The sequence below is a fragment of the Streptomyces sp. NPDC006365 genome (assembly GCF_042870755.1).
Classification (GTDB): domain Bacteria; phylum Actinomycetota; class Actinomycetes; order Streptomycetales; family Streptomycetaceae; genus Streptomyces; species Streptomyces xiangluensis.
The window spans coordinates 99,805-123,921 of the sequence record NZ_JBIAHS010000025.1 but is presented as its reverse complement, the minus strand read 5'-3'; the positions used below and the strand labels follow the sequence as shown (position 1 = coordinate 123,921).

Sequence of the window (24,117 nt, the reverse complement as noted above, 5' to 3'; positions counted from 1 at the left end):
GACCACATGGAGCGCGCACCGCTGTACAACGTATACATACAGGATCGGCTGCGGCGTCCTGCATTGCCACTCGATCTCCGGAAGTCCGACCGGTGCGACCGGGAGCGCGTTGCCAAGTCGCACCTCGGCTGAGCAGCAGCGACGATGAAGGGAGGAAGATCTTGGATGATTTGTGAACATCTGGCTGAAAGGAGGGCCGGATGACGTTCACAGAGCAGATTCGGGGCCTCATACCGTTGCGCCCCGCCGGTCTCCTGACTCTTCCCGCCGACGCGCTGGCCGCACACAAGTTGGCATACTCGCTCAGCACCGACGATGTCCGCCGCCGCACCCCCCGAAGGATGCGGCGGACATTCTCCGATCTCTTGGTGTTCAATCTTGACGGCGACAGCACACAGCCCGCCGTGGTCAAGCACCCCCGCAGTGCACGCGCGACCGCATCGCTGGCGCACGAATGCGACGCTGTGCGACGGCTGGCTGGTGACGAGCGCCTCGGCCCGTGGCGGCGGCTGCTGCCCGTGGTGGAACGGCGCCGACTGGAAGGACCGCTGCCGCTGGTGGTGGAAAGCCGTTTGCCCGGTGTCGAAGCCGATGTGCTGTTGCAGCACTCCCCGCAGATGGCCCGTCGGGTCACGGTGTCCGCTCTCAGGGCGATCCACGAACTGCACCTCGCCACCGGACGAACGGAGGAGGTGACGGCCAGGGTGGCCGACTGGGTCGATCCCCGGCTGGACCTCCTCGCCGAGGAGGTCCGCTGGTGCAGCCGAGGCATGGGTGCGGAGGCCCTGACGGTGCTGCGCGAACAAGTTGTGCGCGAACTGATCGGCCGCAGCCTGCTCGTCGCCTGGACGCATGGCGACTTCCACCCCGGGAATGTGCTGCTGACGGAGGAGCAAGGGGCGCTGTGCGGGGTGATCGACTGGGCTGGCGCCATCCCCGACGGGCCGTCCCTACTCGACTGCCACACCTTTGTGCTGACCATGCGGCATCAACTTGGAAGGCGGCAGTTCGGACAGGTCGTCGCCGATGTGGTGCGGACCGCTTCGCTCTTGCCCGAAGACCGGCGGCTGCTTGCCGAAGCAACGGCACTTGCTCCCGACTCCAGGGGAGAGATCGCGTTCACTTTGCTGACCTGGCTGTGGCATGTTGCGGGGAACGTGGAGAAATCCGCCCGGTACGGGCGCAGCCACCGTTGGGTCGCCGATAACATCGTGCCTGTGCTCAGCGAGGTGATGGCGCACCAGACGCCATGACCGAAGGCTCACGCCGAGCGGGTGGGCGACCTGGCAGCCGACGGCGCGTCAGGCGACAACATTCGTAGCGGGCTCGGAGGCCGGGAGCCCGTTGCCGGGTCACGGAGAAGGCGACGGGGCGAGGTCCTGGAACGGCAGGTGGTGGGTGGTCGGAGGCCGGCCTTCCGGGGGGCCAGCCGTTCGACATGCCCGGTCGGCACGCCTCGCTTACGATCGGTGGGAGGAGGCGCGTGGGCCTTCGCTCCGTGATCGTCGTCCTTGCGGACCTCACGCCCCCGCAGGAGAGGCTGTGAACAAACCCGCTGAACTCCTGACCGATTCCGCCGTGTGCCCCGCGCACATCACGACTCCGGCACCCCGCGAAACCTGGTGGGAACTAGCCGCACAGGACGCCGCCTGCCACGTCACCCAGACGCCCACCTGGCTCGACTGTCTATGCGGCACAGGGCCGTACCAGGACGGCAGCCGACTTTACGAGTTCGACGACGGCAGCCGCATCGTGCTCCCGCTCGTCAGCAGAAGACGCCGTCCCCAGTGGCTGGACGCAGAGGAGTCCTGGCCGGCGGACTGGGGGATCGGAGGGCCGGTGGTCGCGGGCCACGTCGGCCCGGAGAAGGCACGGGCGGTCTTCGGCGACCTGGCGCGGCGACCCGTCCTCCAAATCGGCGTGCGTTTGCGACCAGGAGACGCCGAGGCGTGGGAGAAAGCCGTCCCGACGGGCTTCAGGATGGAGCCCCACATGACACAGGTGGTGAACCTCGACGGCGGTTTCGGCACTGTATGGCAGCGCCGCTTCCATACGCGGGTGCGGCGCGACGTCCGCCGTGCCGAGAGCGCGCACCTCGACGTGGAAGTGGACCGCACCGGCCGGCTCGTCCCCGTCTTCCACCACTTGTACGAGCAGTCGATCGAACGCTGGGCCGGGCAGCAGCACGAGCCGTTGGCGCTGGCCCGGTGGCGTAGGAGGAGGGAGTTCCCCAGCCGGCGGCTCGCTGAGGTGGCCGCCCGGTTCGGCGAAGCCTGCGCGATCTGGGTGGCCTGGCACGCCGGGGAGCCCGCCGCGGCGGCCGTCGTCCTGCGGCACGGCCATCACGCCAAGCTCTGGCGCGCGGCGATGAACCGCGAGCTGGCCCATCCGGTACGGGCCAGTCCCCTGCTGATGCGGCTGGCGATCGAGGAGGCGTGTGAGGCGGGCTGTCGGTGCTACGACATGGGGGAGTCCGCCCCGGGATCTTCCCTGGCGCACTTCAAGGCGGGCTTCGGAGCGGACACCTACTCGTCCCCCCGCTACTTGCGTGAGCGGCTGCCCGTTTCCGCGGTTGAGCACCGGCTGCGGACGGCGGTCAAACGTGTGATCCGTTTCCAGGATGCCTGACGTCTCTGTGGGCACGGACCTAGTCGGAGACTCCCCCTTCGGTATCCGAAGAGGATAAAAGATCCTATTCTCGAAAAATGATGGGTGGTGTCCCGTGGACCAATTGGAGGGAACTCAGGCCTCCACGCGCGTGGTGCGCCTCCGCCAGAGCATCCCGTCGCTTCGACTGATGCGGCGCGCGCGTCGCATGCTCGACGACGCGATCGATCTGATCCGCCTGAGGCTCGACGCCCTGCCCGACGGCGTCTATCAGCCGGTCCCGGGTCTACCAGTACGGAAGGCGAAGCGAGCGGTCGGCACCGGGTCGCGATGGGCGGCGATGGAGCCGGTCATCGAGCGGCTGGGCGTGAAGAGCGCGATGGATGTCGGCGCAAATGCCGGCTATTTCCCGATCAAGCTCGCCAGCCGTGGGATCCCCGCGGTCGCGCTCGAATCGGATCCGAAAAACGTTCGCACAACGACGACAGCCGTGCGACGAAACCAGCTGGGCAACGTGGCGGTGATGGCGCTCGAGCTTCGACCCGAAACGGTCGGCCTCCTGCCGAAAACCGACTGCACCCTCCTGCTGTCCCTCTGGCATCACCTGGTGCGAGGGCAGGGCCTCGACACGGCCACACACTTGCTTCGGGAGCTGTGGGCCCGGACCGGAAAGGTGATGTTCTTCGACAGCGGTGAGGGCGAGATGCCCGAGTCGTTCGGGCTTCCTCGCATGGTGCCGACGCCGGACGCCTGGCTCGAGGCGTACCTGCAGAAGAACTGCGCCGGGGCGCGAATCGAACACCTCGGCCGCCATCGCGCCTTCGACGCAGCCGGGTTCCCGACGGACCGAGCGCTCTTTGCCATAACTCGGGAATCGCCGTAGAGAGGCTGCGTGCGGTCCCTGGAGTTCTTGGCTGGCGAGCCCTACGTCGTGGCCGACTCTGTCCAAGCGTCCGACGCTGACGAACCTGGCGCCCAGGCGAACGGCTCACCGGGGGCCGTCGTCACGCGGCTAACTGTCGTCCTTCCAGACGTCGATGGGCTCGGCTTCCTCACTGTGACCGATGGGATCCAAGTCGTAGGCGTCCAGCAGCGTCCGCAGGAGTCCGTATAGGTTGTTCGGCTGCTCGTGGTTGCCCGGTTCGACCTGCTCGCCGACGAGAACGGTCGGGATGCGATTGGCCTGACGGTCCTCGCGGGCCTCATCCCAGGTGACCACCAGCACGCTGTTGTGGGTCACGGCCCACCGCGCGTAGGAGTTGAGGTTGTCGCGCAGCCAGGTGTCGGCCTTCTCCACGGAACCGTCATGCATGTTGTGCTCCAGGTCCGGCACGACGAACGAGACGGTCGGCAGTTTGGTGAAGTCCCGTGGGAACGATGTCCATGGGCGGTTGATCGACGAGGGCAGGGGTTCGAAGTTGACCCATGGATTGTGTCGGCGCACGTAGGCACCGTGCCTGCATCCCGTGAAGCCGACATCAGGCAGGCTCTGCGCATAGCCCACGAATGTCAGGTCGGCTTCGAGCAGTTTGGACGCGAGGTTGGGGCGCTGCCAGAAGTTATGCGGGCACGAGTCCCGGACGACGTCCTGGGAGTTGCCGGAGAACAGGCCTAGGTAGTTCGGCTGGCTCGGGTGGGTGATGCCGTAGAAGTCGGTGAGCGAGGCGCCTCGCCTTGCCAGGTCGTTGATGTAGGGAGCCCGCGGATTTCCGATGATGTCGGCGTATCCGTGGTTCTCCTCGATCACCACCACGATGTGGTCCGGCCGGGGGGTGTGGGCGCCTGCGATGCCGCAACTCGCCGTCGGCAGGAGGGCGGCAAGCACGGCCAGCAATGCGGCGGATCTCCGCCTCGTGTGGCGTCTCGGGCCGTGCCGGGTTCCCTTCATGTGCGACGTCACGGCTCTCCTCAGGTGGACTCGCTCGAACGAGCGGAAACGACTGCACCACTTCTATCCTGTAGTAACACGATATTGGTGGATATACGCCGTCGGCGTTGTGGCGAAGGGGGTGTTGCGATGGGCGATCGCGCGGCGGTGACGGCAGGGCGTGCGCGCGCCTGGGCCGAGGGCTCGGCCCGGTCCGCGTCAGCCAGGTCGCCGGGGGCCGGTGGGTGGCGGTTGTCCACCGCCCGCTGGGCGATCCGCCTCGCACTGCCGGCGGCGATCGGCCTTTGGCTGTTGTCGTTGCGCCGGGTAAACCTCCGCGGAATGAGCGACCTGGGGCTGCTGCAGGTACTTCCCGTGCTCTTCTGGGTCGCCCTGGGGCTGCTCACCCTCGGCTTCTGTCTGGCCCTCGGTGACCGGCGGGCCGGCAACGGCTGGTTCCTGGCCTACGTGCTGGGGCTGATCGGGATGGTCCACGCCACCCCCTCACTGCTGTATCCGGAGCTACGCTACGCCTGGGCCTGGAAGCACGTGGCGGTCGTGGACGCGATGTTGCGGCACAACGGCCATGTGCCGTACGCGCCCGAGTTCGACATCTACGACCAGTGGCCGGGTTTCCTCCAGCTCAACGTCCTGTTCCTGCATGCCACCAGTCTCGAGTCCCCCCTCGGCTACGCGGAGTGGGCCCAGCCCTCCTTCAATGTCGCGCTGCTCGGTCCGCTGCTGTTGATCTACCGGTCCGTGACCCGAGACCGCAGGCTTATCTGGGGGGGCGTCTGGGTCTACTACTCCTGCTCCTGGGTGGCGCAGGACTACTTCGCCCCCCAGGCCTTCGCCTTTCTGATGTTCATGACCGTGATCGCCCTGGTTCTGCGGCAGTTGCCGACGTCCGCGCTTCCTCATCCGGGACCGGGTGAGCGGAGTTGGCCGCCGGGTCGGCTGATCGCGGTGTTCGCGATGGTGGCCGTGATCGCCTCGTCGCACCAGCTCACCCCGGTCATGCTGATCACTGTTCTGGCGGCCCTTTCGGTGCCGCGCCGCAACCGAAGAGTGACAGTGCCGGTCCTGGTGGGGACGGTCGCGATCACGGTCGCATGGGATTCCACCGTGGCCCGGCCCTACCTGGCGGAGAACATCACAGGCATGTTGCGGGAACTGATCAATCCGGAGGCCAACGTCACATCAGGGCTCTACAGGGTTGGTACCGCCGCGCCGGCACAGGTTTTCATCGCCTGGGTGGACCGGACTCAGACCGGGGTCGTCCTCCTGCTTGCAGCGATCGCGTTCGTGTGTGTCCGATGGACCCGCCGCACGGGGCTTGCCCTGCTCGCGTTCTCGCCGTTCCTGCTCCTCGCCGCGAACGCGTACGGCGGCGAGATGATCTTCCGGGCCTATCTCTTCGCTCTGCCTGCCGCTGCCTTCCTGGTCGCCACCCTGATCTTCGGGCGGGGCAAACGGCTCCGCCTGCGCACACTCGCCGTGTACCCGCTGCTGCTGGTCATGCTCGGGAGTCTGGTCTTCGCCTACTACGGCAAAGAGGCGATGAACCAGTTCACCTCCCAGGAGGTCGCTGCGTGCCGTTACGCGGTCGCCACTGCCCCGCCGGGATCGCAGTTCGTGTCTCTCGGCGGAGCGGTCCCGGGTCTGGACATGCACTACGACCAGCATTACAGGACACAGCGGATCAACCTCCAGGGCTCCTTCAAGGACCAGAGGCAGGCCAGGGACCTGCGATCGGCTCTTTTGGAGGTGGTCGAGAGCAACGCAACCGCGCCCACGTTCGTGATCCTCAACAAGGCATCACTGGCCGACAACTACCTCAACGGGTTGTTCCCCGCCGAGACCATCAGCCGACTGAGGGCAGTGCTTCCCAAGATGCCGCGCTTCACCCTCGTCTACCGCAACGATGACGCGGTGGTCTACCGCTACGACCCTCCGCTGGACAGGGGGTTGTGATGATCTTCCTGCGTCTGGGGCTCGCTCTGTCCGGCTGGGTGGCTGTAGCGGCAACCGCCTTGCCGTCCGGGGTGTTTCCGCGCGTACTCGTCGTCCCCGCTTTTCTGCTCGTCTGCCCGGGACTGGCAGCTCTGCGATGGGTCCGGCCGACAGGTGTAGTGAGGGACCCGGCCCGCCTCGCCGCCCTGGAGTCCTGCGTGCTAGCCGTGGTGCTCAGCCTGGCGGCGTCGGTTCTCGTGGCCGAGGCACTGTTCCTGGGTGACGTCTTCACCCTCGTCCGTGCGTTGCTGATCCTCGCAGTGCTGACCTCCGTGCTGGCGCTCGTACCGCGAGCTGGCATAAGCGGCCGGGCCGGTCGGCGGTCCGAGAAGAGTCGGCCGGAGGCGGCGGGATCGCCGGAGTGAATGCCCCGTTCGACGACGGAGGAGGCCCGGCCATGCCGCGCAACAGGCGACCGATCGTCAGGCATGGGTCGGCGCGCTCAGGTGTACCGCGATTCCCACCCCGCACGTCCGGGGTGCTGCGGGGTGTCCGGCGCGGACTCCGCAGCAGGGCATCGGCGCTAGCAGTGCCTACGGGGCGTGCGCTGGCCGCCATCGCGCTGGTGTTGGCGACGTCCTGCACCAGCAGCGAGTCCGACGAGCCCAAGTCGCCTGTTCCGAGCAACTGGCGGTTGGTCTTCCACGACGACTTCGACGGCTCGCGTCTCGACGCCGACCGTTGGACCACCTGCTACGACTGGAACGTGGAGGGATGCACCAACAGCGGCAACCCGGAGCAGCAGTGGTACCTCCCAGGCCAGGTCTCGGTGCGGGACGGCGCAGCGGTGTTGACCGCCGAGCGGCGGTCCGTGCGGGCGTACGACGGCAAGACCTACCCGTGGGTGTCGGGCATGATCTCCACCGGCAGGGACCACTGGGACGCCCACCCCCGACGGACCTTCACGTACGGCTACTTCGAGGCGTCGATCCGGATCGCACCACAGGAAGGCATGTTCCCAGCCTTCTGGATGATGCCCGCGTCGCGGTACACGCCCCCAGAACTGGACATCATGGAATTCTTCGGAAACACGCAGAGGGTGGACATGTACACCCACTGGCGTGGCCGCGACGGCGCCGATGAGCAGCAGGCGGGACACCACGGTCCCGTTGACTACCCGGCCGAATATCACACGTTCGCACTTCTCTGGAAAGCCGACGTACTGACCTGGTACGTGGACGATGTGAAACGGTTCCAGGTGACCGCGCCGGAACGCGTCCCCCATGTCCCCATGGAGCTCCTGATCAATCTGGCCGTCGGGGTTCCGAAGTCGCCACCCCCCTCCGTGAACTCGGCGGAAATGAAGGTCGACTCGGTACGGGTCTGGCAGCCGTGAGAAGTGAGGCCCCGATCCTGCGGCAGGCGAACGCACCGGGCAGTAGAGAGCAGCCTCATGCGCCGGACCGCCCGGGCAGGGCCGCGTACGGTCGGCCGATGCCGGCCCGCAGGCGGCGGTAGGCGCGCCAGGTCGGCGTGCGGACACCGTCCGCGAAGGGTGCCACCGGAGCCCCCGCGCCCCGGATCCATGCGCGGAACTGCTTCCGGTCGGTATCGGCCCGCACCATGAGCCTGGCGATGCGCAGGGGGTCGTCCCCGCCCGAGCTGAAGGCGCAGCGGACGGCGGCGGCCGAAGACCAGCCCGCCTCACGTACCTGGCGCCGCACCGTGCGGCAGGAGTACCCGTGCGGGAAGGCGAAGGAGTGGACGGGATGTCCGAGGGCGTCCTGGAGCTGGTGCTTGCAGCCCTCGATCTCCTCCTGTGCGCCACGCCTCGTCAGGGTATCCAGCTGCGGATGCGTCCTGGTGTGCCCGCCGATCTCGATGCCGAGCGCGTCCAGTTGGCCGACCTGGCGCCATGTCAGCATCGCGGCGGGCGGGAACAGGCTTTCCCGGACCGATGGGCCGGGACCCCTCAGGGCGCCAGTGGTGACGTACAGCGTGGCAGGCAGTCCTCGATCAGCGAGCAGCGGGGCCACCGTCGTATGGAAGTCGGCGAAACCGTCGTCGAACGTCAGCACCGCCGACCGGGGCGGCAGCGGTGGGCCACCGTACAGTGCTGCGACCAGTTGTCGCAGGGGGACGACCACGTGACCGCTGTCGGTGAGGAGGTCGAGTTGCTCGGCGAAGGTCCGCGGAGGCACGGTGAAAGGCGCGATCCACGGGGGCGGGTTCACCTGCACCGAGTGGTACAGGAAGACCGGTACGGCTGCCTGGGTCATGGTGAAGCCCTCCTGACACGGTCCCGCGCATGTGAGTCCGCGCGGCGGCGATGGTGAAGGGCGCGGACGCGGGGCTGCGGAGCGTCGGTGGAACGCAGGGAGCGGATGCGGCCCACGGTATAGCCCGCGACTGTGGCGCTGACACCGGCGGACAGCGCCACCAGAGTGCGCAGGGAGGCAGGCCGGCCCGGCCGAAGGGTACGGGCGAAGGCACGTGGGATGGTCGAGCGGAGGTAGGTCCGTTCACTGGCCAGGGCCGTCTTGCTCGTGCTGTGCTGCACGACGAGAGCCTTGGAGAGCCCTTCTGCATAGCAACGCTGCTCGAAGTACGCCCAGCGGGCCCGCGTCTCGGGAACCCGGTGCCGCACCGTCGCCGAGGGCTCGTACAGGAGCACAGTGCCCGGGCGGCGGGCCGAGATCCGCAGACAGAGTTCGGTCTCCTCACAGCCCAGAGGCCGGGTTCCCACGCGTCCGAGGTCGGTGCGGAAGCCGCCGACTGCCAGTAGCGCGTCCTTTCGGAAGGACATGTTGGCTCCGATGAAGTTGCGTACCGGGGAGGGCTCTTCGGGCAGACCGCGGTACGAGCAGCCGACCACCCAGTCGAACTCCGGCGGGAACCAGGCTGGCCGGCCGGTCTGCCACCAGGGAACGATGAGCCCTCCGACGCCCACGACGGCGGGGTCGTCGTAGCGGGTCAGGAGGCGGTCGGTCCATGAGGGGTGGGCGGTCGCGTCGTCGTCGAGGAAGGCCACCACGTCTCCGACCGCTGCCTCCACACCTGTGTTGCGGGCGCCGGACAGCCCCTTCTGGTACTGGTTGGGCACGACTCGGACGCCGGGCAGCCAGTAGCGGGCGAGTCGGTAGAGGCCCGGGCAGTGGTCGACGACGAGCACGATGTCGTCCGCGGGACGGCGCTGGGACTGTACCGAGGTGATGGCGGCCTGGAGATCGTCCCAGCGGTCGAGCGTATAGGCGCACACGACGACCGAGAGGCTCGGTTCGGTGTTCATGATCATGAGGTTCTCCTAGAGGTGGTAACCAGCCAACGAGACCGCCAGATCAGCAGCGGCGCGGCGATGAGGCACTCCGCCGCAAGCCAGGCGACACCCGCCCCCGTCACACCCAGCACCGGCAGCAGGAACCTGGTCAGCCCCAGCACCAGGACGCACAATGCGACCTGCAGCCCGACCAGCAGACGCAGGCGCCTGCGGGCCCGGAGCACATCCACGGCCACGCTCAAGACCAGGTTGGGCAGCGCGGACAGGGCGAGCAGGCGGAGCAGAGTGGTGCCGTGCTCGGCGTAGCCGGCTCCGAAGAGAGTGAGTATCCACGGGGCCCCCGCCACGATCACGACGACGCCGCCGGCCAGCAGCCACCCGGAGTGGCGCAGCACCCGTAGCCCGTGCTCGACGAGCTGTTCGGGTCGGCGCACCGCCTCCACCACCAGCGAGCTGCCCATGTTGCGCACCACCAGGAACAACACGTAGCCGATGATCCAGGCGAGCGAGAAGTAGGCGCTTTGGGCTGCTCCCAGGGTGTTCAGCACCAGCAGCGGTACGAGGGTGTACGCGGCCATCCGGAACAGCGAGCCGACGTAGTCGGCCGCCGCGTAGCTCAGCAGACGCGGTGGGCGTTCAATCTGCGGGTTCTCCCGCTCGTGATGTGGTACCGCTCGCTGCATCAGAAGGTAGTTGGCCACGACAAGGGAGATGAGAAGAGCTCCGGCCCACGACAGGAGGATCCCCGACTGCAGGGCCAGCGCGGCTCCGCCGGCGAGGAGCAGGATTTTGGCGGAGGCGAAGACCGAGTTCTCCGCTATGACCCAGCCGGGACGACTCAGCGCCGTCAGCGCACCGTCCTGCAGGACGAAGATGGTGTATGCGGCGGTCGCCGCGACGAAACAGATACCGACCGTGGGGTCGCGCAGGAAGTCCAGACCGGGCGCGAGTACGGGGACGAGAGCGAGGAACGCGACGGCGACCACGGCGCTCCACGAGGCGCTCACGGAGTAGCAGGTAAGCACCAGTCTGCGGGTACGCCGTCCGGAACACGGCAGGAAGCGGATCAGGAAGTCGTTGAGGTTCAACTGGCCGACGTTGGCCAGGAGCAGAGAGGCGGAGAGGGCCGAGTAACCCAGTCCCACTGCTTCGTCGTCGTACCAGTGTGCGGCGAGCAACCAGAAAAGGGAGCCGACCCCGGCGTTGATCAGGGAACTGATCGCCAGCAGATGGCCGTTGCGCACCAGCGGCTCGCTGGGCAGAACGCGGGCGATCCCGGCTCGGAGCGCTGTGGTCACCGGCCGCCTACTGCCCGAGGTGTGTGAGCTGTCCAGCATGTCGGCTGTTCCTGAGTTGCCGAGTTCCTGTGAGGTGTACACGGACTCTCCTCAGCACCGGCCGCTGGTGGTGCGGTTCAGGCGGTGACTGCGCAGATAGCCGAACGGTCCGTACAGCAGGCCGCGAAGCTCCAGCAGCGCAAGCCGTCGGGACCATGCGGTGTCCAGTTGCGCCCGGCCGTGAGCCCTGCTCGTGGCGTACCGGATGCCCCGGGGCAGCCTGCGCAGCAGGGCCGGGATCATGCGGGGTTCATGGAGCAGGGCGCCGGTGAGGTATGCCCCGAGCCCGGCGCCGTAGCCGAACGCCTGATTGTCCAGGGCCTCCGGTGCGCGGCGGTGGCGGTGCCAGACGATCGCGTCCGGCTGGTAGGCGATGGTGTGGCCCGCAGTCAGTACGCGGAAGAAGGCGAGCAGGTCGTCTCCGCCGTAGGCCGGGGTGCCGGTACCCGTCGCGGGGTCGAATCCGAGCCGTCCGCGCAGGGGCTCGACGAGGAAGGCCATGTTGGTGCCGGAACCGAAGCGACCGGCCGTGAAGGGGAACAACGGGTCCTCCGGTGGGTCGTGGAGAGACCACGTGCGGCGGACGTATCCCTTGGCGAACTGACCGTGACGTTCCAGGGCCGCTTGGGCCGCCGTCTCCAGTTCGGCCGGCACGATGAGGCCGGTGACACAACTGATGGCGGGGTCCTGCGCAAAGCTTTCGACGACGGCAGACAACCAATCCGGATCGACAAGGGTGTCGTCGTCGGTGAAAGCGGCGATGCGGCCGTGGGCAGCGGCCAGACCGCGGTTGTGGGCGCGTGCCAGGCCGGCCGTCGGCTCCCTGATGTAGCGGAGCCGCCGCCCATACTCCTCCCGGATCAGTCGCTCGCTGGCGTCATCGGCGGGTGCGTTGTCCACGACGATCACTTCGAACCGTGGGTAATTCATGCGCAGCAGGGAATTCAGGCAGTCCCGCAGTAGCTCGGGACGATTGTGCGTGGCGACGATCACGCTGACGAAGGGAGTGCGGGCGAGTGCTCTGGGACGCGGCGTGTATCGGGGGAGAGGCAGTCGCATTCCGGGAAGACCCGCGGACGGAGGTTCGGCCACTTCGCGGGCGGCCGGATGCCGGGCGACACGGACGGCGAACTGTCGGCAGGCCGACTCGGCTACGGACAGCCACAGCCCGTCGGGGCCGCCAGTCGTCGTCGTGTCACCGGATGTCGCAACCATCCCCAGGGGGTGCCCACGCAGCCGCACCAAGGCCAGGACCGGTGCTACCGGCTGGATCAATCCGAGACCACCGGGCGGACGGAACTCGTACGGCCGCGCCAAATCGACGTCGACGACCCGGGCGGGGGTGTACGAGGCGTCGGCGTGCCCCGCGCGGGCACTGGTCACCGGCAGCCGGGCGCCACTCATACCAGGCTCCGTCCAGTGTGTGCAGCGGACCCCGCGCTCGGCCGCTCGGAGATGAGCGTCCGCAGGACCCGGTTGGCCTCGGATATGGCGAGCAGATTCGAACGACCGCTGCGGCCTGGCAGCTTGAGGCTGGGTACCTCGGCGACGCACAGACTGGAGCGGAGTACGTGCGCGCCCATCTCGCTCTCGACCTCGAATCTCAAGGAGCGCCGGATGGGCACGACGAGGCTCACGGTGGCGGCGGGCGGGGGGCGGTCCTCCTCCGAGCGCCGCAGGGGATGGGTGGGGCGGTCCGTGGACGTGCGGGCCGGATGGCCCGGAGGGCCGCCGCCCTCGGGCTGATGAGTGAGGACGGGGTGTTCGGTCTGGTGAGGAGCGTTGTTCATCGTGCAATGTCTCCGGGGATCGATTCGGCGGGTGTCCGGATGAGCTGTGAGTGGCCGGACTGTGCGCCGCTGATTGGGCCGAGGGGGCGGTTTTGCGAGGGGGATTTCGCCCGTCGACCGTGTGACACCTGCCAGGGCGCGGACTGCTCCCGCAAGACGTAGGAAAGGCTGCCGGGCCCAGGGTGCTGAATTCACGAGGGCAACAGCATCCGCTTCACTCAGCCGAGGGCATAGGTCGTGTCGTTCCGGACGCAGTGGGACATGATCTGGCTGGCCACCGTCGAAGGGCCCCTGAGCGGGTTGACGGATGTGCCACCGCTGCCTGGCCCGTGACTACGCGGCCCTCTGAGCCTGCTCCGGAGCCATGATCGGGTTGAGCTCGGCGTCGACCATGAGACGTGCGAGTTCGGGGGCGTGGGTGGTGGCTTGCCACCCGAAGGCGCGGCTGGCCTTGGAGGCGTCACCGATCAGATGGTCGACTTCAGAGGGGCGTACGTAGCGGTCGTCGAAGCGGACGTGTTCGCGCCAGTTGAGGCCGACGTGGGAGAAGCACTGTTCGGCGAAGTCGCGGACGCTATGGCTGATGCCGGTGGCGATGACGTAGTCGTCGGGTTCGTCTTGTTGGAGCATGAGCCACATGGCTTCGACGTACTCGGCGGCGAAGCCCCAGTCGCGCCGGGCGTCGAGGTTGCCGAGGTAGACGGAGTCCTGCAGGCCGGCTTTGATGCGTGCGGCGGCGGTGGCGATCTTGCGGGTAACGAAGTTGGGGCCGCGGCGTGGAGATTCGTGGTTGAAGAGGATGCCGTTGACGGCGTACATGCCGTAGGCCTCGCGGCAGTTGCGGGTTGCCCAATAGGCGTAGACCTTGGCGACCCCATAGGGAGAGCGGGGGTGGAAGGGAGTTTCTTCGTGCTGGGGTGGCGCTGAGGCGCCGAACATCTCCGAACTGGATGCCTGGTAGAAGCGGCAGGGCAGGCCGGTGTTGCGGATGGCTTCGAGAAGGCGGATGGTGCCTAGGCCTGTGGTGTTTCCGGTGAGCTCCGGCTCGTCGAAAGACACCTGAACATGGGATTGCGCGGCCAGATGGTAGACCTCGTCGGGCTCCACCCTCTCCAACAGGCTGGCCAGTCGGGTGCCGTCGGCGAGATCGCCGTAATGCAGGGACAACCGCGACTCGGAGGTTTGCAGATCCTGGTGAAGGTGGTCGATGCGCTGAGTGTTGATCATGGACGAGCGGCGAACGACGCCGTGGACCTGGTATCCCTTCGCAAGGAGAAGCTCCGCGAGATAGGAGCCGTCCTGGCCGGTGATGCCGGTGATGAGAGCCTTCTTGACTTGTGGGGGCACCGTGTCTGCTGCCGGACGACCATTGGTCGGCAGTCGCTGTGTGGTGTTCATTCCGAGTTCCTTCCGGGGTGTGTCGACTGCGCGCCCGGTCGCTCCGAGAAGAGGGTGTGCAGTACCCGGCTGCCGTCGGATATGGCGTGCAGGTTGGAGCTGCCGCTGCGGCGGGGGAGTTCGAGGCTGGGGACCTCGGTAATCCGCAGTCCGGCTTTCAGCGCGTGGGCGAGCATCTCGGTCTCCATCTCGAAGCCATCGGCCCGCGGGTCGAGCAGGTCCAGGAAGGAGCGTCGGAAAGCGAGGAATCCGTAGCACAGATCGGTCAGATTGGTGCCGTAGAGCTGGTTGAACGCTGCCAGCAGTACGCGGTTGCCCAGTTGCCTGAAGGGCGTGATGTCCAGGGAGCCGCCGCCCGCGATGAACCGCGAGCCCTTGACGAGGTCAAAGCCATTGTCAAGGAAGTGCACGTAGTGGGGGATCTCGCCGGGCGACATGCTTCCATCGGCGTCCATCATCACCACGTAGTCGCCGGTTGCTGCGCGGAATCCGGCGCGTTGGGCGTTGCCCTTGCCGGGCCCGCTCTGCTGGATGTTCCTGACCGTGGGCAGGCAGTGGGTCGCCATGGGGACGGTCGCGTCGCTTGAGTCGCCGTCGACCAGGATGACCTCGTCGACGCAGTCAGGGATCTGTTCGAGGACCCACGGGATGTTGCGTGCTTCGTTGCGGGCGGGCACGACGAGGCTCACGGTGGCGCGGGGCGGGGGGCGGTCCTCCGCCCGGCGCAGGGGGTGGGGGGAGGGGGCTGTGGACCGGCGAGCCGGGTGTCCCGCAGGGCCGCCGCCGTCGGGCTGATGGGCGAGGACGGGGTGATCGTTCAGCTGAGGGGCGTTGTTCATGGTGCCGGTGTCTCCAGGGATCGATTCGGTGGGTGTCCGGATGAGTTGTGAGTGGCCGGACAATGCGCCGCTGCCTGGGTCGAGGGGTCGGTTCTGCCAGAGGGCTTCGCCCGTCGACCGTGTGACATCTGCGGGGGCGCGGTCCACGACGTGGTGGAGCGCTCTCACATAGACGGCATATGTTTATAGCGTATACGTACATATTTGGGCATTTCGGGCATTGAGTCAAGTGCGGAGCGCGCGGCGGAACGCACCACGGTTCTCCGCCGCCTGTGACAGGCCCAGGACCGCCCCCGGTCATCTCCAGTACGGACGACTGCCGCAAGGTGCACGAGACGCTGCGGGGTCGGGGCTGTTGAGGAACCCGCCGAGTGCGAGTACGGCATCGATTGCGGCCTTCACGGCCCCTTCCTTCGGCAACAGCATCCGCTTCACCAAGCGGCCCACCGGGCAGCGCGGACGCTCACGGCCGCGACCTCCAGAGCAGAAGCCGGAGCCGGAGTCCTGCCGAAATCGCGGGCCAGTCGGTCGAGTATCCGGTCGGAGGCATGACCGTCCCCGAAGGGGCTCGGTGCGTCTGCCATGCGCCCGTAGAGCTCTGAATCGTTCAGCAGCGAGGTGACCGCCGTGTGCACCGAGCGGGGGTCGGTACCGACAAGCTGGGCGGCACCCGCCTGGACCACTTCGGGGTGTTCGGTCGTGTTCCGCAGCACCAGAATCGGCTTGTCGAGGCTGCGCGCCTCTGCCTGGACTTCGCCGGAGTCAGTGAGAACGAGTTCGCAGGCGGCCAGAGTGGAGTTGAAGTCGAAGTAGTCCAGCGGTTCGGTCAGGGTGATCCGCGGATGGCTTCCCAGAACGGGAAGGAGCGCGTCGCGGACGGTGGGGCTCTTGTGGACCGGTACCAGTACCTCGATGTCCCGGCGCTCCGCAAGACGCACCAGTGCCACAGCGATCGACCGCATCGTCGCCCTCTGGTTCTCCTGTCGGCGCAGGGTCACCAGCACCCCTCGCCGGTCGCTGCGGAAAGCCGATCGCCCTTCCCCTGTGTGGCGGGCCCACAAGAGATTGTCGATGACCGTGCTGCCGGTCACCGTGACCCGCGAGGCCGGAACAGACTCGGCGGTCAGTGCGGCGGCAGCACGTGGCGTGGGTGCGAAGTGCCACTCTGTCATCGGGGTGACCAGTCGCCGGTTCAGCTCCCCGGGGACGGGGGCTCCCAGGACGCCGCTGTGCAGTCCCGCTTCTACATGGGCCACCGGAATTTGTTCGTTGAAGGCCGCGAGGGTCGCGCACAGCGTGCTGCTCGTGTCGCCCTGCACCATGACGAGATCGGGTCGCTCTTCGCGGATCACCTCACCCAGTCCACTGGTCAGACGGGCGGTGAGCGCGGACGGTTGCTGGTGCTCCCGCATCACGGCAAGGTCATGGGTCACGGTGAGCCGGAGCCTGCGCAGCATTTGTTTGAGCATCGCCCGGTGTTGGCCGGTACTGATCAGGACGGGCGAGAACAGCGGCGAGTTCTCCATGGTCCTGAGGAGCGGTGCCATCCTGATGGCTTCGGGCCCGGTGTCGAGCACGACCGCCACGTGCAGCTCGTGGCCAGGCGAGCCGCCGGATTTTGCGGCCTTCGGATATGAGGAGCCTGTTGTCAGCATGTGATCACGACATTAGGGATATGTCGAACTGCGGTATGTCGAATAAGTGACGGGACTCAGCGGGTCATGCGGTGGTCTCGGCGTCGGCCGGGGTTTGGAGAGGAGCCGAGGCTGGGGCGAGCGGCTCCTGGGTTTTCTCCCAGGCGCTGCGGCGGAGTAGATGTCCCGGAACCTCCATCACAGTTGGAACGACGCCTTTGCCAAGTTTACGTTACATCCATGCAGCGTACGTTTACAGTGCATACATACGCTTTCATTTTATTTGAGCGCGCATCAAGAAGGTGGGATCGGGAAGATGGCGGAAGGCCGCGAAGGGGCTCGGTGTGGAGGGCGGGAGATCCTGTCGTCCGTCCTCGATGCCCGGCCCGCCCCTCATCGGCACTGTGGCACCTGGACTCCGCGCCTTCCCCTCGGCGGAAGAGTCCTCGTTTGACCGTGCCACGCCATCAGGACAAAGTGGTAGATATGGCGCAACGGTTTCGAGGTCGCGAACGCCCCTTCCAGCGCATCGGTCAGCGCGTTCCGCGGAGGCGGCCGCCACCATCCGGCGGACAGCGGACCACGGCCACGACAACCGCGGCGGTGCCGGCCGAAGCACCCGCGCCGGAGCCGAGACCCACGACACGCGCCTCGGAGCCCTCGACAGCCAGCGGCCCCCACGTCCGCCTAATGGTCACGTACGTCCTCTGCGTCATCCCCCCCACCGTCGTCTACCTCACCGTCCCCTCCCGCCACACCACCAGCTGGGCCCTGATCGGCCTCGGCTCAGTAGCCGCAATCCTCCTGGGCGTCCATCGAAACCGCCCCGTCCACCGCTGGCCCTGGCTCCTCCTCGCCGCCGCCAATCTCGCCTTCACCGCCGGCGACACCACCTACAACATCCTCGAAGCCGCGTTCAACGAGGAGAACCCATTCCCCTCGCTGGCGGACGTCTTCTACCTCTCCACCTATCCACTGTTCGCCGCCGGGATCTTCGGCATCATTCACTTCCGCTTCCCGGCCCGTGAGCGCGCCGGGCTGCTGGACGCGCTGATCCTCACCTCGGGCCTCGCGCTCCTCTCCTGGGTGCATCTGATCAACCCGATCGCACAAACCGAGGGGCAGACGTGGCTGGAGCGGGGGATCTCGGTGGCCTATCCGCTGGGCGATGTGCTGATTCTGGCCATGCTCGTGGGGCTGGTCAGCCTCGGCGGCATCCGTGAACGTTCGGTGCAGCTGCTGGCGGTCGGGACGGTCGGCATTCTGGTGTCCGATGTGCTGTACGGGGTGCTCCAGTTGCAGGGCACCTGGCAGGTCGGTACGCCCATGGACCTGGGCTGGGTGGTCTTCTTCACCGCCTGGGGGCTATCGGCCCTGCACCCGTCCATGGTGCGGCTGACCGAGCCGATGGCCCAGCCCCGGCCCGGTATCGCCAAGTGGCGGCTCGCCGCCCTCGCCTGTGCCTCGTTGATCGCGCCCGCCATGCTGCTGGCCCAGTCCCTGCGCGGAAGTGTCCGTGACGTGGCGGTCACCGCGGTCTTCTCCGGAGTGATGTTCCTGTTCGTGCTGGCCCGGCTGTGGGGTCTGGTCGACGAACACCGCAAGGCCGTCGCCCGCGAACGGAGTCTGCGCGTGGCGGCGGTGTCACTGGTCGCGGCCGTCAGCCCCGAGGAAGTGGCCGGCGCCGTCAGGGCGGCGGCAGCCACCCTCTTCGGACAACGACAGGAGGCCGTCCACGCGGCGGTGCTGCTGGTTCTCGACAATGACCGGTCCTCGCTGCTTCCCGTGGGTGGCCCCGAACCCCGCTCCACCTGGTCCCTCGACGGCGGCCGTCTGGGGGAGAGCCCTTCGGAGCTGCTGTCCCGGGGGACCCGTCTCATCGACGTCGGCGATCTCGGCCCCGATGTCGCCGATGCCCTCGCACCGTCCTCCGCCGCGCTCCTGTGCCCGCTGCGGCTCGAGGCGTCCGGCGCGCAGGAGCCGTTGATCGGCGCGCTGCTCCTGGCGGGCCCTGTGAAGAGACTCAAGGAGCTGTCGGGCCCGGCCGAGTCGCTGGCCGCCCAAGCCGCCCTGGCGCTCGCCCGGGTCGGACTCAACGAGGAGATCAACCGCCGTAGGAGCGAGGCGTACTTCCGCACCCTGGTGCACAACACCTCCGACGTCATCCTGATCGTCGACGACGACAACACCGTTCGGTACGCCAGCCCTTCGGCATTCGAGATGTTCGGGCGTGACCTGCACGTGAGTACCCCACTGGCCCAGCTGGTGGCCCCGCGGGACCACCAGCGCGCTGTGCACACACTGGAGCGCGCCCGGGGCGGGGACAGTCTGGACAGCGGCCAGGACCTCCGCGACGACTGGCAGGTCGTACGAGGTGAGGAGGGACGCCTCGACGTCGAGGTCCGGTGCCGGAACCTGCGTCACGAGGAGACCGTGCACGGTGTCGTCCTCACCCTGCGGGACGTGACCGAGCAACGCCAGCTCGAACGCGAACTCGTCCACCGGGCCTTCCACGACTCGCTGACCGGACTGCCCAACCGGGTCCTGTTGCTGGAGCGCATCGAGCGTGCTCTGCTGCGCGGCCGCCGGGACGCCGGCCTCACCTGCGTGCTCTTCGTCGACCTCGACGACTTCAAGGTCGTCAACGACATGATGGGCCACTCGGTCGGCGACGAACTGCTGGTCGCCGTGGCACAGCGGCTGACCGCCGCGCTGCGGCTCAGCGACACCGCGGCCCGGCTGGGGGGCGACGAGTTCGCCATTCTCATGGAGGGCGCCAGGGATCCGGCCGACGCAGAGGCGCTCGCCGAGCAGATCGTAGGGGCCCTGGGCCGCCCGTTCCGGCTCGTCAGCGGATCCACCAGCGTCTCCGCCTGCGTCGGCGTGGCGATCGCGCGCCCCGGCGACGAGGCCGAGGAACTCCTCGGCCACGCCGACCTCGCCCTGTACGCGGCCAAGACCGCGGGCAAGCGCCAGTGGCAGCGCTACCGTCCCGACCTGCACACCGGCATGGCCGAACGCCACGAACTCCGGGCCTCTCTGGCCGGCGCGATCACCAAGCATTCCTTCGCCATGCGCTACCAGCCGATCGTGGAGATCGTCACCGGCAACGTCGTCGGATTCGAGGCTCTGATCCGCTGGCCGCACAGCAGGCGCGGACTGGTGCCGCCGGACCAGTTCATCAACCTGGCCGAGGAGACCGGGCAGATCATGCCGCTCGGCGCCTGGGTGCTGGAGCGCGCCGCCACCGACGTCGCCCGCTGGCAGCAGCTGCGGCCAAGGCCCGAACCCCTCCGTCTGAACGTCAATGTGTCGGCCCGTCAGTTCCGGGACGCCCGGTTCGTGGACGAGGTCCGCCGGGTCCTCGACCGCTCGGGTCTGGCCCCGGGATCGCTGGTCCTGGAACTCACCGAGTCGGTGCTCGTACGGCGCGACGAACAGATCCGGGCCGCGATGGGCACCCTGAAGGAGCTCGGGGTCTCCCTCGCCATCGACGACTTCGGCACCGGATTCTCCTCTCTCAGCTATCTGCGCGAGTTCCCCATCGACGTACTCAAGGTGGACAAGTCCTTCATCGACGACATCGTCACCGACGGCCAGCAGGTCGCATTGGTCGAGGGCATCGTGCGCATCGCCGAGGTACTCGGTCTCCAGGTGATCGCCGAGGGCATCGAGAACGACGGGCAGTGCGATCTGCTCGGCGCCATGGGCTGCCGCTACGGGCAGGGCTTTCTGTTCGCCCGGCCGATGGCGGGGGCCGAGGCACAGCGGTTCCTGATGGTGAGCGAAGAACGGCAGTTCGCCGGACGGCACTCCTCGTCCGTGCCACGCCGCAGCCGCCGCCTTTCCCGGCCCGTGGCCGCGGCCCGTCGGACGCAACACTGGGACGAACTCGCGCAGCTGCGCAGGGACAGCCGGATGTGCGACGCGGTGATCGACGAGGTACGCGGACGGCGCATCCGCAGCGGCGACCACTGGCTGACCGACTTCGCCTCCTGCAACTACCTGGGCTTCGACCTCGACCCCGAGATCATGGACGCCATCGAGCCGCACGTCCGCCGTTGGGGCACTCACCCCAGCTGGTCGCGGCTGATCGGCAACCCCCGCCTGTATCCGCAGATCGAGGCACGGCTGGCCGAGCTGCTGGGCGCCCCCGACGCGCTTCTCCTTCCGACGATCACCTTGATCCACGCGTCGGTGATCCCGGTGCTCGCGGCCGGCCGGCGCGGCGGAGGCCATGTCTTCGTCGAGGCGCGGGCTCACCGCACCATGTACGACGGCTGTCTGGTGGCCCAGGAACAAGGAGCGACGGTACGCCGCTTCCACGCGGACGCTCCCGACGAGCTGACCCGGCTGCTGCGCGCGGCCCCCGTCGGCGTCCCCAGACTGGTCTGCGTCGACGGTGTCAACAGCATGACCGGCAACCTCCCCGACCTCCCGGAGCTGCTCCGCATCTGTCGCCGCGAGGGCGCGCTGCTCTACGTCGACGACGCCCACGGATTCGGAGTGATCGGGGAGCGCGGCGCCGCCGAGACGTCCCCGTACGGCATGCGCGGCAACTGCGTCGTACGGCACTTCGGTGAGTCGTACGACGACATCGTCCTGGTCGGCGGCTTCTCCAAGGCCTACTCGTCCCTGCTGGCCTTCGTCACCGCGCCGCCCGCCCTGAAGGCGCACCTGAAGGTCGCCGCCGGCCCCTACCTCTACTCCGGGCCCTCGCCGACCGCCTCGCTCGCCACCGCGCTCGCGGGTCTTGACGTCAACGAGCGCCGGGGCGACGCCATCCGGGCCGATCTGCACCGCAAGACCGCCCGGGTCCTGGACCACGCTCATGGCCTGGACCTGGCCACTCCGAACACCGACGGACTGCCCATCATCGAGATCCCGCTCGACGAGGAAGCCGACCTCACGGCCGTCGGCGAGTATCTGTGGGACAACGGCGTCTACGTCACGCTCGCCGCATATCCGCTGGTGCCGCGCGACCAGGTCGGCTTCCGGGTCCAGATCACCGCGCGGAACACCGATGACGAGATCGACCGCCTCAACGACGTACTGACCTCGGTGGCCGAGCGGTTCCCCGTGAAGCGGACCGCCGCGGCCGGGGGCCCGCCATGAGCGTGAGGGCCCACGGGCAAGGTGCACCCGGCACACCCACGCACCGGCGCAACGCGGACGCCGACTGGGACCGCTGGCCCGTGGACGCCTACCTCGACGAGAACTACCGCAGGATCCACCCCTCCGACGCGGCGGTCATCCGGCACCACGCCGGTCTGTACCGGACGCTGGCGCCGGGAAGCGTCGCCCGTTCCCTGGAGTGCGGTGCCGGACCCAACCTCTACCCCCTCATGCAGGCCGCCGCGGCCAGCCGCCGTATCGAGGCCGTCGAGCCCGGAGCCAGCAACATCTCCTATCTCACCCGGCAGTTGCGCGACGGCCCGGACCCCCACTGGGCGGCCTTCTACGCCCTGTGCCGGGACCTCGACCCGGCCTTGCCCGCCCGGCTCTCCGACGCTCTGGCACGAGTACGGGTCGTGCCGGGCAGCGCCCGCACCCTGCGGGACGGCCTGTACGACCTGGCGTCGATGAACTTCGTGGCCGAAAGCGTCACCGAGGACCTGGGCGAATTCGCCGCCCTGTGCCGTGCGTTCATCCGCTCCGTCCGCCCGGGCGGACGGCTCGTCGCCGCCTTCATGGAGAACATGCCCAGTTACCGCATCGCCTCCGGGACGCGCTGGCCGGCCTGCCCGGTGGGTGCGGGCACCGTCCACGACGTCTTCGCCCCGTACACGGAGAACCTGCGCATCACGCGCGTACGCAAGGATCCCACGCTGCCCGACTACGGGGACACCGGCATGGTGCTGCTGCGGGCCGTACGGCGAAAGGCGGCGTAAGCGCTCCGCCGGTGGCACGGTGATGAAGCTGCGGGCCGGTGGGGACTGGTTCGCCCCGCGGCGGAGCCGCATATGTCACAGACCCGCGCCCCTTTCGGGGCGCGTGCCGCACCGGACTTCGCCAAGGCCGCCCGACCCTGACCCTGGCCCCGGCTCATGCCAGAAGGCTTCGGTACAGCGCCGCATAGCCCGACCTGAACTGCTCGGGACCGAAGCGCTCCTCGACCGTGGCGCGGCCATGCTCCGCGAGCTTCTCCCACCACCAGGGCCGGTCCAGGAGCTGGAGCAGCAGATGGCCGGTGCGGTGGGCGTCCGCGGCGGCGGCACGCACGACGGCGTCCTTCAGTGGAGCGAACTGGGGGAGGTCGCTGAGAATGACGGGACGTCCGGTCGCGAGCGCTTTGAGGACGGTGAAGGGCACGTCCGGCCGGCCGCCGAGGGCTCGCGGGAGATGCAGCACGATGTCCGAGACGGCCAGCAGTCCGGGCAGGTCCTCGACGCTGCCGAGCACCTCGCTGGCGTGCAGTCCCTCCTGGGCCGCACGGGCGCGCAGCGCCTGCTCCAGAGGGTCGACCCGCTGTCCGGGGCGGCCCTGGACGGCAAGGATCAGCTGGAAACGGGCGCCCGCGCGAGCGGCGACCGCCGCCGCGCCGATAGCCTCGTACGCACCGCCGCCCGGGTCGTGATGGGCCGTGGCCAGGACGATCGGCGGTTCCCTGACCGACCGGGGCCGCAGCTGCCACTCGTCCGGCTCGATCATGGGACCGATGACCGGCACCTTGCCGAACCCTGCCGCGCCGAGAGCCCGGGCCGTCACCTCGGACAGCGCCACGGTGGGGCCGAGCGGCCGGGACCGCGCGAGCAGGGCCGGGTCCGAGACGCCGGGGACAGTGTGCAGGACCGGCCGTCCGTGGAGCAGCGGGAGCCACAGGCGGGAGAACGCGGGGAAGCCGGGACTGATGGACAGCACGGCGTGCACGAGATCGGCCCGCCGCGCCAACCGGGCGCCGACCGCGGCCAATTGGAGTCGTTCCGGCAGGCCGGGAGCACCGTTCCGCGACACTTTCGGCACCGAGCGTCCGCGCCAGGCGGCGGCCGGGCCATTCCGTCCGCGCTTGAACCAGAAGTGGTCCACCTCCGGCATGGCCTGGGCGAGGCTCAGGGCCAGTTCGGCCTCTTCTCCGTCCCCGACATCGAGCGGGCCACTGGTGAGGAGCAGTACGCGGGGGCTGCGGGCGTCAGCTGCCATGGCAGCCTCCCGCGGAAGACACGTCCCGGTCGCCCGCTCCGTCTCCCGCGTCGCTCCCGCCGCGATCGTCGACCGTGCGGGAGGAGGCCGTACGCGAACGCCTGCGCCGCGGAGCGGTCCGGACCCGGCACCGCGCCGCCCGGCGCACCGGGGCGCGCGCGATGCGGTCCGAGGCACGGCGCAGCGGGTGGACGCCACAGGGCGAACCGCGATGCCGCGAGCCGTGCGCGGCAGGCCGGTCCGTCGCACGCCGTAGCGGGTGCGGGGCCACACGT

18 protein-coding genes are annotated in these 24,117 nt (G+C 68.4%); 8 read left to right on the top strand and 10 right to left on the bottom strand.

Annotated elements, in window-relative coordinates; translation table 11 throughout:
* The first annotated feature begins 200 nt into the window (after positions 1-200).
* The 3 genes from ACFYO0_RS41575 (at position 201) to ACFYO0_RS41565 (ending at position 3,490) form a co-directional block, all read left to right on the top strand.
* A complete protein-coding gene (locus ACFYO0_RS41575) occupies positions 201-1,253 on the top strand; it encodes a phosphotransferase family protein (protein WP_388686760.1) in 1,053 nt (350 codons plus the stop codon).
* Between the two features lie 289 nt (positions 1,254-1,542).
* Positions 1,543-2,628, top strand: coding sequence for a GNAT family N-acetyltransferase (locus ACFYO0_RS41570; protein ID WP_388686759.1), 1,086 nt, complete (start codon positions 1,543-1,545; stop codon positions 2,626-2,628).
* 94 nt (positions 2,629-2,722) lie between these two features.
* Entirely contained in the window at positions 2,723-3,490 is a 768-nt protein-coding gene (locus tag ACFYO0_RS41565; protein ID WP_388686757.1) for a hypothetical protein, read from the top strand.
* A 129-nt stretch (positions 3,491-3,619) separates the two neighbouring features.
* Here the strand turns inward: ACFYO0_RS41565 and ACFYO0_RS41560 are convergent, their stop codons facing one another.
* Entirely contained in the window at positions 3,620-4,432 is an 813-nt protein-coding gene (locus ACFYO0_RS41560) for an alkaline phosphatase family protein (RefSeq protein WP_388686755.1), read from the bottom strand.
* A 192-nt stretch (positions 4,433-4,624) separates the two neighbouring features.
* On the opposite strand from ACFYO0_RS41560, the gene ACFYO0_RS41555 reads away from it, so the two are divergent.
* The 3 genes from ACFYO0_RS41555 to ACFYO0_RS41545 all read left to right on the top strand — a co-directional run bounded on the left by ACFYO0_RS41555 (position 4,625) and on the right by ACFYO0_RS41545 (position 7,823).
* Positions 4,625-6,448: a glycosyltransferase gene (locus ACFYO0_RS41555; RefSeq protein ID WP_388686753.1), complete on the top strand. Its 1,824-nt coding sequence runs from the start codon at positions 4,625-4,627 to the stop codon at positions 6,446-6,448.
* Positions 6,448-6,852, top strand: coding sequence for a hypothetical protein (locus ACFYO0_RS41550; RefSeq protein ID WP_388686751.1), 405 nt, complete (start codon positions 6,448-6,450; stop codon positions 6,850-6,852). Before ACFYO0_RS41555 ends, ACFYO0_RS41550 begins: the two co-directional genes overlap by 1 nt.
* A gap of 164 nt (positions 6,853-7,016) precedes the next feature.
* Positions 7,017-7,823 (top strand): family 16 glycosylhydrolase, encoded by an 807-nt coding sequence (locus ACFYO0_RS41545; RefSeq protein WP_388686749.1) that lies wholly within the window; start codon positions 7,017-7,019, stop codon positions 7,821-7,823.
* A gap of 55 nt (positions 7,824-7,878) precedes the next feature.
* On the opposite strand, the gene ACFYO0_RS41540 is transcribed toward ACFYO0_RS41545, so the two are convergent.
* From ACFYO0_RS41540 to wecB, 8 genes are all read right to left on the bottom strand, one after another.
* Positions 7,879-8,706, bottom strand: a complete 828-nt coding sequence (locus ACFYO0_RS41540) for a polysaccharide deacetylase family protein (RefSeq protein WP_388686747.1) — start codon at positions 8,704-8,706, stop codon at positions 7,879-7,881.
* A complete protein-coding gene (locus tag ACFYO0_RS41535) occupies positions 8,703-9,722 on the bottom strand; it encodes a glycosyltransferase family 2 protein (RefSeq protein ID WP_388686745.1) in 1,020 nt (339 codons plus the stop codon). The genes ACFYO0_RS41540 and ACFYO0_RS41535 overlap by 4 nt, the downstream gene beginning before the upstream one ends.
* Complete coding sequence (locus ACFYO0_RS41530; protein ID WP_388686743.1) at positions 9,719-11,083, bottom strand: lipopolysaccharide biosynthesis protein; 1,365 nt, start codon at positions 11,081-11,083, stop codon at positions 9,719-9,721. Before ACFYO0_RS41530 ends, ACFYO0_RS41535 begins: the two co-directional genes overlap by 4 nt.
* Positions 11,084-11,092: 9 nt before the next feature.
* On the bottom strand, positions 11,093-12,445 hold the full coding sequence (locus ACFYO0_RS41525) for a glycosyltransferase family 2 protein (RefSeq protein WP_388686742.1): 1,353 nt from the start codon (positions 12,443-12,445) through the stop codon (positions 11,093-11,095).
* A complete protein-coding gene (locus tag ACFYO0_RS41520) occupies positions 12,442-12,831 on the bottom strand; it encodes a hypothetical protein (protein WP_388686740.1) in 390 nt (129 codons plus the stop codon). The genes ACFYO0_RS41525 and ACFYO0_RS41520 overlap by 4 nt, the downstream gene beginning before the upstream one ends.
* Before the next feature lie 333 nt (positions 12,832-13,164).
* Positions 13,165-14,229 carry a GDP-mannose 4,6-dehydratase gene (gmd, locus tag ACFYO0_RS41515; protein ID WP_388686738.1) on the bottom strand — a complete coding sequence of 355 codons (1,065 nt, stop codon included), beginning with the start codon at positions 14,227-14,229 and terminating at the stop codon, positions 13,165-13,167.
* Positions 14,226-15,068, bottom strand: a complete 843-nt coding sequence (locus ACFYO0_RS41510) for a glycosyltransferase family 2 protein (RefSeq protein WP_388686737.1) — start codon at positions 15,066-15,068, stop codon at positions 14,226-14,228. The genes gmd and ACFYO0_RS41510 overlap by 4 nt, the downstream gene beginning before the upstream one ends.
* A 431-nt stretch (positions 15,069-15,499) precedes the next feature.
* Positions 15,500-16,723, bottom strand: coding sequence for a non-hydrolyzing UDP-N-acetylglucosamine 2-epimerase (wecB, locus tag ACFYO0_RS41505; protein ID WP_388686736.1), 1,224 nt, complete (start codon positions 16,721-16,723; stop codon positions 15,500-15,502).
* Between the two features lie 669 nt (positions 16,724-17,392).
* On the opposite strand from wecB, the gene ACFYO0_RS41500 reads away from it, so the two are divergent.
* Complete coding sequence (locus ACFYO0_RS41500) at positions 17,393-21,817, top strand: aminotransferase class I/II-fold pyridoxal phosphate-dependent enzyme (RefSeq protein WP_388686735.1); 4,425 nt, start codon at positions 17,393-17,395, stop codon at positions 21,815-21,817.
* Complete coding sequence (locus ACFYO0_RS41495) at positions 21,814-22,593, top strand: class I SAM-dependent methyltransferase (RefSeq protein WP_388686734.1); 780 nt, start codon at positions 21,814-21,816, stop codon at positions 22,591-22,593. Before ACFYO0_RS41500 ends, ACFYO0_RS41495 begins: the two co-directional genes overlap by 4 nt.
* 154 nt (positions 22,594-22,747) lie before the next feature.
* Here ACFYO0_RS41495 and ACFYO0_RS41490 read toward each other — a convergent pair whose 3' ends face one another.
* Positions 22,748-23,842 (bottom strand): glycosyltransferase, encoded by a 1,095-nt coding sequence (locus tag ACFYO0_RS41490; protein WP_388686732.1) that lies wholly within the window; start codon positions 23,840-23,842, stop codon positions 22,748-22,750.
* Positions 23,843-24,117: the final 275 nt, after the last annotated feature.

What these genes read in the sequence shown, in the direction of transcription:
- ACFYO0_RS41575 (WP_388686760.1), top strand. Translation starts at nt 201, where the DNA reads ATGACGTTCACAGAGCAGATTCGGGGCCTCATACCGTTGCGCCCCGCC.
- ACFYO0_RS41555 (WP_388686753.1), top strand. Translation starts at nt 4,625, where the DNA reads ATGGGCGATCGCGCGGCGGTGACGGCAGGGCGTGCGCGCGCCTGGGCC.
- ACFYO0_RS41550 (WP_388686751.1), top strand. Translation starts at nt 6,448, where the DNA reads ATGATCTTCCTGCGTCTGGGGCTCGCTCTGTCCGGCTGGGTGGCTGTA.
- ACFYO0_RS41540 (WP_388686747.1), bottom strand. Translation starts at nt 8,706, where the DNA reads ATGACCCAGGCAGCCGTACCGGTCTTCCTGTACCACTCGGTGCAGGTG.
- ACFYO0_RS41535 (WP_388686745.1), bottom strand. Translation starts at nt 9,722, where the DNA reads ATGATCATGAACACCGAACCGAGCCTCTCGGTCGTCGTGTGCGCCTAT.
- ACFYO0_RS41525 (WP_388686742.1), bottom strand. Translation starts at nt 12,445, where the DNA reads ATGAGTGGCGCCCGGCTGCCGGTGACCAGTGCCCGCGCGGGGCACGCC.
- ACFYO0_RS41520 (WP_388686740.1), bottom strand. Translation starts at nt 12,831, where the DNA reads ATGAACAACGCTCCTCACCAGACCGAACACCCCGTCCTCACTCATCAG.
- gmd (WP_388686738.1), bottom strand. Translation starts at nt 14,229, where the DNA reads ATGAACACCACACAGCGACTGCCGACCAATGGTCGTCCGGCAGCAGAC.
- ACFYO0_RS41510 (WP_388686737.1), bottom strand. Translation starts at nt 15,068, where the DNA reads ATGAACAACGCCCCTCAGCTGAACGATCACCCCGTCCTCGCCCATCAG.
- wecB (WP_388686736.1), bottom strand. Translation starts at nt 16,723, where the DNA reads ATGCTGACAACAGGCTCCTCATATCCGAAGGCCGCAAAATCCGGCGGC.
- ACFYO0_RS41500 (WP_388686735.1), top strand. Translation starts at nt 17,393, where the DNA reads ATGGTCACGTACGTCCTCTGCGTCATCCCCCCCACCGTCGTCTACCTC.
- ACFYO0_RS41495 (WP_388686734.1), top strand. Translation starts at nt 21,814, where the DNA reads ATGAGCGTGAGGGCCCACGGGCAAGGTGCACCCGGCACACCCACGCAC.
- ACFYO0_RS41490 (WP_388686732.1), bottom strand. Translation starts at nt 23,842, where the DNA reads ATGGCAGCTGACGCCCGCAGCCCCCGCGTACTGCTCCTCACCAGTGGC.